8 protein-coding genes are annotated in these 9,189 nt (G+C 35.5%); 6 read left to right on the top strand and 2 right to left on the bottom strand.

Annotated elements, in window-relative coordinates; translation table 11 throughout:
• The 6 genes from HRU49_RS08800 to HRU49_RS08775 form a co-directional block, all read left to right on the top strand.
• On the top strand, positions 1 to 1,163 hold a 1,163-nt coding region (locus tag HRU49_RS08800; protein ID WP_296356256.1), incomplete at its 5' end, for an agmatine deiminase family protein.
• Positions 1,164 to 1,168: 5 nt separating this feature from the next.
• Positions 1,169 to 1,627, top strand: coding sequence for an SgcJ/EcaC family oxidoreductase (locus tag HRU49_RS08795; RefSeq protein ID WP_296356254.1), 459 nt, complete (start codon positions 1,169 to 1,171; stop codon positions 1,625 to 1,627).
• Between the two features lie 15 nt (positions 1,628 to 1,642).
• Complete coding sequence (locus HRU49_RS08790) at positions 1,643 to 2,371, top strand: hypothetical protein (protein WP_296356251.1); 729 nt, start codon at positions 1,643 to 1,645, stop codon at positions 2,369 to 2,371.
• Positions 2,372 to 2,376: 5 nt separating this feature from the next.
• On the top strand, positions 2,377 to 3,048 hold the full coding sequence (locus HRU49_RS08785) for a hypothetical protein (RefSeq protein ID WP_296356249.1): 672 nt from the start codon (positions 2,377 to 2,379) through the stop codon (positions 3,046 to 3,048).
• A gap of 25 nt (positions 3,049 to 3,073) precedes the next feature.
• Positions 3,074 to 3,640 (top strand): cupin domain-containing protein, encoded by a 567-nt coding sequence (locus HRU49_RS08780; RefSeq protein ID WP_296356246.1) that lies wholly within the window; start codon positions 3,074 to 3,076, stop codon positions 3,638 to 3,640.
• Positions 3,641 to 3,703: 63 nt separating this feature from the next.
• Positions 3,704 to 4,450 carry a hypothetical protein gene (locus HRU49_RS08775; RefSeq protein WP_296356244.1) on the top strand — a complete coding sequence of 249 codons (747 nt, stop codon included), beginning with the start codon at positions 3,704 to 3,706 and terminating at the stop codon, positions 4,448 to 4,450.
• 154 nt (positions 4,451 to 4,604) lie between these two features.
• Here HRU49_RS08775 and HRU49_RS08770 read toward each other — a convergent pair whose 3' ends face one another.
• Both HRU49_RS08770 and HRU49_RS08765 read right to left on the bottom strand, forming a co-directional pair.
• Positions 4,605 to 5,501 (bottom strand): neutral zinc metallopeptidase, encoded by an 897-nt coding sequence (locus HRU49_RS08770; protein WP_296356242.1) that lies wholly within the window; start codon positions 5,499 to 5,501, stop codon positions 4,605 to 4,607.
• A gap of 819 nt (positions 5,502 to 6,320) precedes the next feature.
• Positions 6,321 to 9,038, bottom strand: a complete 2,718-nt coding sequence (locus HRU49_RS08765; RefSeq protein ID WP_296356239.1) for a CHAT domain-containing protein — start codon at positions 9,036 to 9,038, stop codon at positions 6,321 to 6,323.
• Positions 9,039 to 9,189 lie beyond the last annotated feature (151 nt).

The following is a 9,189-nucleotide window of genomic DNA, read 5'->3' as shown; positions in this document are numbered from 1 at the left end:
CCTATCCACCCGAATGGGAAGAACATGAAGCGGTTTGGATAGACTTTCCTGACGAAACTGGATGGGGCGGTGGAATGCTGCCCACGGATCATCTAGCTAGAATCGAAATTATCAAAAATTTGGTGAAGCACGTATCTGTAAACATCATTCTTCCCTCAGATAAGATGCGTATGGTATTGGATAGTATGCTTATAGAAGCTAAAATTAGTATGGAGAACATTACTGTTTTTAAACATCCCTATATGGTTGGTGCAGCAATACGCGATTACGGACCTGTTTTGCTCACTAATGGAACTGAATATCAAATGGCTGATTTCAAATTTAATGTGGAGGGAGCCGTTTACGGAGATTCCACCTTTCTTAAAAGAGCCCAAATCGACAATATTCTAGCAGATTCGTTAGGTTATTCGGTTAACCCAATCGACCTGAATAGCGAAGGAGGTGGATTCATCACTTCGAGTAAGGTAGTATTACTTTTTGAAGATTTTGCCAAAACCAGAAATCCAGAATTGAGCCTGAAGGAAATTGAAAATCGGTTTCTTGATGCCTTGCAAATGGAGAAGCTCATTTGGATAAAAGAGCCTATGTTAATAGATAAAAATTGGCACAAAATTGAGCACATTTATGGGCAAGGCGGCAACTACCATATGGATGCTTATTTACGGTTTGTAAATGATTCTACCATTCTGATTCCCACAATAGAAGCTGCAATTAAAGATAAAACACCCTTATTGAAGGCAGATTATAATGCCTCTATTGCAAATTTAGAACGCTTAAAACAAGAAACTAACATAGATGGGAAACCATTTAATATAGTGGAAATACCTCACCCTGACTTTTCATTGCACCAATATCAATTTCCTTTAAGTGATGACAATAAAGACATGTTCACGTCAAGTAAGGTTGGCGATACAATTACGTATGTACCCATTATGGGCTATTCGAATTTCCTAATCACCAATGGTGCTGTTTTGGTCTCTGAATATTGGAAACCCGGTCTTCCAGAATCGGAAAAAGAGAAGGATGAAAAAATGAAGGCCATTTTACAAACCTACTTCCCCAACCGAGAGATCATTGGTATTAAAAATGCACTTATGCTCAATTGGTTTGGCGGAGGCATCCATTGCCAGACCATGCAGGTGCCTAAAATCACTAAACAATAGACATCATGAAAACCGTTGTACAACATTTTATTGTTATTGCCTTACTAATGACTACCTCCCTTACACTAAGCCAGAACCAACAAGAGGCAACAACTGAAGATAGAGAAAAGATCTTAAGTGCTATTAAAACTTACAATAAGGCTTGGGAAACAGCAGATGTGGAGATGGCAATATCAGCCTATGCAGACGATATCTATTGGGTTAATTCTGTAGGTGATGTAGTTAAATCCCGTGAGGATTTAAAAAAGTATTTGAGCTTCATCTTTCAACTTGATTTTGTAATGCAAGCTAAGAGAGTGCATCAAACTGATGAGATTACTTTTCTATCTAAAGATATGGCCATCGTACATTCCATACACGTAGAATCTGGCTCGCGTAATTTTCATTTAAGGGTTTTTCAAAAACAAGAGAATACATGGAGCATTACAAACCACCTCACCAGTAAAGAACATCCAAAAAATTAATTCTATTTCCTAATTATGAAAAAGTACAAGAATCTTCACCGCTACATGATTATACCAATGGTCATTATGCAATTGGGTATTGCTTATGATTATTGGGGCGATTTAACTGATAATGCTTGGTCTGTACACATCCACTATTGGAGTGGTACCTTATGGTATTTTTACCTCATTATTCAACCTTATTATGCTACCCATGGACAATTAGAACGGCATCGCACCAACGGAATTATTGGAATGTTTTTGGCCGGTGGAGTCTGTTTAACCGCATTGAGTATGATGCACCGCGATATACAAAGTGTACAAAACGCAATAGCCGATCCTGAACGATTTGGCCCTTTCGAACCTTACTTTTTTTATGGAATCATCGCCTTGGAAATCCCAATGGTTTTGGCATTTGGCTATGCCGTAATCCAATCTATTGTAAAACGAAAACAACTCGAAGATCACGCTTGGTGGTTAATATCTACAGTTTTCATAATCATGCTTCCAGCTCTGGGTAGGGGCGTTCAGTTTTTGCAAATTGCAATGAATGACTTTACCCTAAATATTAATCCCATTTCGGGTCTACTAATTTCCAATGCCATTATTATTAGTCTTATCATAATTACGGCACTTAAATACAAACACCTTAAACATCCTGCTACGTATTTGGCCATTGGTGTGAATATTTTCAATTGCTTTATGGAACCCTTGGGCAGATGGACGGCTTTACAGGAATTTTTTAATGCAGTGATTAAGGGATAAAACGAATGAAAATATCAAAATTCTTTCACTACTTCTCAATACTACTATTAGCAGGGAGTATCCTAATTTTTGCGATACACGCATTCGTTTTACCAAACAATGTCTCTGATGTACATCCACTTATGGTTATTCATGCAACTGCCATGTATGCGTGGTATGGCCTAGTTGTTATTCAAACAGGTTTAATTCAACGAAAGCATTTTGCAATTCACAAAACCCTAGGGTATTTTTCTGTAGTTATTGCCCTTGCAGTGCTAGTAACGGGAATAATGATTACCATTTATGGTTTTAAACACTCTGAAAGCATGTTGTTTTTTTCAGGAAACTCATTGATGCTCATCTTTTTTACCATTTTTTATTCGCTTGCCATTTTATTTCGAAAACATGGCGATACGCATAAAAGACTCATTTTGTTTGCAAGTATTGCCGTTTATATTCCGGTTGCTTTTAGGACAGCTGCCTTACTTGGAGACAGAAAGTATGCTTCAATTGTTTATCTATTACTGATTTTAACCATTGCTTTTTGGGAGATGAGAACCCACCGTAAGATTTCATTAACTACTGGATTATGCACATTCAGTCTGATAGCTATGGTTATTCTGACTTTTGTTCTTGCTAACAATCCATCATTTACCCTATTTGTCTATGAATTGTTTGAAGTAAGAATTAAGGAATGAATCAATTAAAAAAATCCGATAATAAATGAGACAAAACACCCGTAGAGACGCGTTAAAAAAACTTAGCCTTTTTGCAGGGTTTTGCCTAACTGGCGGAAACCTAGCACATGCCAATTCAAGTGCTTTTCAAACAACAAAAGGGATGGTTTTAAAAGCTGAGGATGGCGAAGTTTGGTATATCGGCAATACGCGAAAAGCCGAAGTCATTATTAAAGTAGCCAAAAGTGATCGTTACGTACCCGAAATGTCACTACTCACAGAAAAAATTCCTGTAGGTGATGCCATACCTATGCATAAACATGCTAATGAAGAAGAGTTTTTATTTGTTCAAAAGGGGCAAATAGAAATTTACTTAGATGATGAAACCCAAGAAGGCAATGCTGGAGATTTAATATATGTCCCTCGTAATACTTGGCATGGCTTTAAAAATAATGGCAAAGAAGAGGTAGTGCTATTTTTTGGGTATTCACCAGCTGGTTTTGAAGCCTATTTTAGAGCTATTGGTACCAAATCTATGGAAGAAGAATTGGGCTTTACATCTCAAGATTGGGAACGTACCAACAAAAAATTTGGCGTTGTATACAAAACCTAAAAACCGTCATAGCAATCTAATAAAAAAGTATACGTAATAATCATTTTTAAAAATCATTAAACCATGAATTCTACACTTCAACAGTACCGAAACACACATAAATGGATGGCCATTCCATGGCTCATTATTTTTATCGGGTTTACGCCGCAGTATTTTATGACATGGTTATCCGAACCGTGGGCCTACCATTTACATGCCCTCTCTGCCATAGCTTGGTACATACTCATGGGTGTACAACCTTATTTAATTACACGTGGTAACATAAAACAACATCGGCTTTGGGGCATGCTGGGCATTTTTATAGCTGGCGCTGTGGTATTCTCTGCTTTATCCATTGTTCCCACCAACGTCTATTTTGGTGCCATTGGCGGTTTTGAACCTGTCTTTTCTGCTTCTTTTTTTTATGGATTAGTATTAACAGAAACACTTCAGGTGATAGGGTTCGGATTGGCGGTCGTCATGGCTATCGTAAACTCAAAAAAAATTGAGGAACATGCTCTCTGGATGATTTCCACCTTATTCTTTGGATTAATGCCTGCTTGGGGGCGCTTAATAATGTTTCCAATATTGATAACTGAAGGGGAAATTTCATGGCTTAACACACAAACATCCCTAAATATTGGTGTATCGATATTTATGCTCGTGATACTATATATTGGGTACAGACTAAAAAAATTAAAACACCCTGCTATCTTATTGTCCCTCTTTCTTGTATTGTTAATGTTATTTTCAATTCAAATCGGAGAGCTAGAGTGGTATCAGGAATTGGTTACTAAAATAATGAAACCTACAGTACCTTGGAAATTGTAAAAACAGGAGTTTAGTGGGTGTTTTGATTGAGACTGTTAAGTTAAAGTGGTTCATTAGTTTTTGGCTAAAAATCTATACTCTCAATTAAAACTTTAACAACGTGTGGCTTAAAGGTTGCTTCGTACTTTAAAAAATGTCTCTGTACACCAAAATGCTACAGTGATTTTTCATTAAAAGTATCACCTTGACTTAAATCACCGGTTTTATAACCCTTCATAAACCAGAACATGCGTTGTTTGGAAGTTCCGTGCGTAAATGAATCTGGCACAACTCTACCAGTGGCATTTTTCTGAAGACGGTCGTCACCAATAGCATTGGCTGCATTAATAGCCTCTTCTAAGTCTCCGGTTTCCATCCAATTTTTCATTTGTTGAGAATGATGAGCCCAAACACCCGCTAGAAAATCTGCTTGAAGTTCAAGACGAACAGAATACTTGTTGTATTCTGTTTTACTCACTTGGCTTCGTATCCTATTCATTCGATCCGTAATACCCATAAGATTTTGAACATGATGGCCTACTTCATGAGCAATTACATAAGCTTGAGCAAAATCTCCAGGAGCCTTTAATTGCTGCTCCATTTCCTTAAAAAACCCTAAGTCAATATAAAGTTTCTCATCACCTGGGCAGTAAAATGGTCCTGTAGCGCTTGATGCAAAACCACAAGCTGAATTAACAGAATTAGTAAATAGCACCAAGGTTGGTTCTCTGTAGTTTTCTAAAAGACCATGCCAAATATCCTCAGTACTTGCTAAGATTGTTTTACTAAACTCTGCAAGTTCGTTCTCTTGAGCTGACCCTGTGTAAGTGACACCCGTCTGAGTTCCCGAACTTACACCAAAAATTTGACCGATATAAGAAATAGGATTATTTCCAGTTAATAGTGAAATGGTGAAAAACAATCCTAAAATAAGCAATCCCTTTTTCGAGAATAAAAAGCGTAATAAGGGTCCTATTAGCAAAGGATTTATGCCACCTATACCTCGACCCGTAGATGATTGTCCTCTTCGATCTTCAACATTAGAACTTTTTCGTTGACCTTTCCAGCGCATTGATAAAACGTATTAAAATTTACATGTATAAGATACTAATATTTTCCATTTATCGACTCTCTCAAAGTGTATATTATAAAGATTAACATAGTAATACATGATTGTAACTTCACCCCTCTTTTTTTTTAAAGCCTTCGACTCTTATCTTAATCACAATTTAAAGTCGTAACAGATTTGTTCGTCGTTATACTTTTTATCGATACAGAAACAAATTATGAGTACGGTCTATATTACTCTATTCAGTAATCTCAATTCTTGTAGTCAGACAAATAATATTAAACTTTATTTATCATTTGCAATAGTGCTTCTCTATAAAGGAAATGATTTAACTCTTAAACTATAAATTAAAAAAACGTCATGACCATGCATCATTATCTGAAAATTTGATATGCCTAGCATCAGACAAGATTTCGCTAGTGAAGTAATACAAGGCTTCGATAATACGGGTCAAAAAGAGCTAACGGTAACCGATAGAATTGCAAAAAAATATAGCTGGAAAAACACATACAAAGACAGATGTCTGGATTATTCCATGACTATTATGAAATAGTATTTTAGGAGTTGTTATAACAAACTTTTTGTGAAATGTTTTAACTACAATAAAACAGGTGATGAATGAAAATAACATAAACGCAATATACTTATCATACAACGAAATTGACCACTATATTGACAAGCCACCTGAAGCTGGTAAGGCAAATATCATATACGTTACAATATGCTACTCACAGGGATTATTTTATCGAACCCCATGATTAAAATTTAAATAATATTTTGATGCTGGTTTTATACAATTGAAGATAACTTGTTACAAACGCATTATTTTTTTATTCTCTTGTAAATAAATATGAACAGAATAGACATTAAACTAAAACCTAATACACAAACCAAAATGAGATGATCATTAACAATTGGAGAATCGTCTCCATATAAAACAAAACCGGCCCAATAATAAGGTTGCGCTAATTTAGTACCTTGGCGCCGCTCTAAAAACTCTAATTTGGCTTGTCTTAAAGCTTCAGATTTTGAGTCTCCAGTTTTTAGATTTTTATAAAAGCTCACCATGATTTCTTTAGTTGGCTGGTCAGGTACTTCCCACAAGCTTGCCACCGTTGCAGGAACTCCAGCAAATGTAAAGGCACGCTGAAAAGACTCAATATCAGAACCTGATTTGCTTTTATCTACACCTGTATTACATGCACTCAATACTGCTAAATCTGCATTTAAGGCTAAACCATATAGTTCTTCAAGGTATAAATCGTCAGACCCAGAATTTTCATCGCTAAATAACAATCGGCTAATACCAGATTGACTGTTATCTACAACAGCATGCATTGCTAAATGCAATAATTTATGGCGCGAGGCAGTTTTAATAAAATCTTGTTTTGTCAATTCTTTACCATCATACAAATTAGATGCAAAAAGCTCACTAATTAATTTGGATTCTTGTTTCGCACCCTCTAAATATACCGGGTGACTTCTAACCACAAACTTTTCATTGGAATTTGGGTATTCTGGTGCATAAATTGCCATTTCTTGGTCATACTCTCCTTTGTTGACCTGCGGAAAAACAAACCCTAGGTTTGAGGTGTAACTCAATCCAAAGGTTTCAACTAAAAACTGATTATTCCAAAGGAGTAATTCAAATGGTAATTGACTTAGTTCATTGTCAGGATTCACTATAATATGTTGTATTGAACTGTCAATTTCTGGCAGAAGTAATTGTGCTAGTGTACTTGATTTTTGATTGTTGAAACCTTGACTTTTTATTTGATTTACAAAATCGTTTATAGCTTTGGTATTCGCACTCGTCCACGGTTTAAGCTCAACCTTAAAGTCAGCCTTAGAAATAGAATAAATAGCTAGTTGACTCTCAAAAACAACATACTTAATGACCAAAGTATTTTCATCTAATTCATTTCTAAGACGGTCTATATTAATGTTGGCAGTGTTAAACAAACTTAAATTAGGGAAAGTTTCCTTGGTGTACTTTTCAGTTTGACTCAAGAGTGTTTGCAACGAGTCCGAGATGCTGGTATTATTTTGAAACTTATTCTCAGCAATGAGACCTCTCAACTCATAATTTCGAACTTGTAGAGAATCGAGCCGTGGAAAATTACTTATTTGCCTATTCTGATTGAACTTCTGCCAAGCCAATAAATTCTGAATATTTTCGAAACGATTTAAAATATCAATAGGATCTTCATCCTTTAAATAACCTTGACCAGAGTAATCTAAAAGACCTCTTAAAATTTTTCGTAGATAGGTTTTTTGTTTCCTATTAAACTTACGTTTATCATAACTATTTTCAAATTGTTTAAATGCTAAAGGGTATAAACTCGCAACGGTTTTTTTTGCTAAACTATCATTGGGGAAATATCTATCCATCTCCTCAGCAATTCTAAGGATAAGATTCGTATGTCCAAAATTTGTGCTTGATTTAAAATTGCTTAAGTCTATTTCTAATGGTACCGAATCTGAATGCACTTTTTTAAGTGCCTCATAGAATGTCACAAGAGCGCTATCTTTTTGGTTTTGTTTAGATTTAATTAAACCTTTTTGCGCTAAAAAATAGGGACGTCTTCCATCAGATTCTGATACACTGTTTAACAAAATTCGCATTTCCCTTTCTGCATCATCGAGTTTATTAGACAAGGCCAATACTTTGACTCTATTATATTTTAAAGACATTAGAATGCCCTCATAGCCTTTATTCTCAATTAGATCTATCGCCTTATTGATATAACCAGATGCTGCTAAAAGATCCTCTTCTGTTGTTTCCTTTTCAGGCTTACGACTAGCATACCAATCACCAACATGACTTAGTGCCGTTGTATAGTATATACCGTCGCGCTCTACATCAAAGTCTGTTGCTTGACTATAGGTTTCAATTCGTCTAAAGGTCTCTATTAACGCTAGACTATCCGAAGCACTTTTACCATATTGATATAACTGATAGATTCTACTGTAGGCCAAAATGATTTCATATTTGTATCGGTATCCACTGGGATCGGTAACCATTTTATCTACAATATCCTTATTTTCATAATAAAGGTCTTCCGCAAGACGCATATACATGTTTGCATCATCAATATTGCCATGGTAAGCACATTGTTCTGCCACATATCTGTAAGAGGTTATGAGATAATCATAATCTAGATTTCGCACACTGGTTAAATATTTTATAGCATTTAGGGTTGAATTGAAGTTACTACGGCTTTTACCTGCATAATTTTCTGAAGAGGCTTTATCACTATATAATTGACCCTTTAATAATCTTCCTTCTTCGGAATTGGTACAATAGTCTAATGCCAATTCGGCGTTCTTGATAGCCTCTAAATAATCACCTAATTGATAATGCGCTTTATTTTGATATTTATACAATTGCGCAATCTCTAGACTATCTTTTTGTGGGGCGTCTAATAATTTTGAAAGTTCTGCCCCACAAAATAATAAAAGAGAATCATATTTTTTTCGAAATAAGAGTTGGCTCGCTTTATCACTAGAATTTATATTTAAAGAATCTACATCCTGCAAAAGAAAACTAGACTTTGCCTTGGCAAACAAAGAAAACGCGTTACAAAAAAACAGTAACAAAATTATCCTAAAAGAAATAGCCAATATTAATGCTTTTGGTATTATGTAGTCTCTAAGTTAGGACAATTAAGGCGTTAATACAAACACCCTA

Origin of the sequence: Winogradskyella sp. (assembly GCF_013213975.1) — a bacterium.
Lineage (GTDB): Bacteria > Bacteroidota > Bacteroidia > Flavobacteriales > Flavobacteriaceae > Winogradskyella.
This window is presented reverse-complemented; position numbering and strand designations above follow the sequence as displayed.

Bases quoted from the DNA above. Each gene is read 5' to 3' on its own strand.
- HRU49_RS08780 (WP_296356246.1), top strand. From the start codon at position 3,074: ATGAGACAAAACACCCGTAGAGACGCGTTAAAAAAACTTAGCCTTTTT.
- HRU49_RS08790 (WP_296356251.1), top strand. From the start codon at position 1,643: ATGAAAAAGTACAAGAATCTTCACCGCTACATGATTATACCAATGGTC.
- HRU49_RS08795 (WP_296356254.1), top strand. From the start codon at position 1,169: ATGAAAACCGTTGTACAACATTTTATTGTTATTGCCTTACTAATGACT.
- HRU49_RS08770 (WP_296356242.1), bottom strand. From the start codon at position 5,501: ATGCGCTGGAAAGGTCAACGAAAAAGTTCTAATGTTGAAGATCGAAGA.
- HRU49_RS08785 (WP_296356249.1), top strand. From the start codon at position 2,377: ATGAAAATATCAAAATTCTTTCACTACTTCTCAATACTACTATTAGCA.
- HRU49_RS08775 (WP_296356244.1), top strand. From the start codon at position 3,704: ATGAATTCTACACTTCAACAGTACCGAAACACACATAAATGGATGGCC.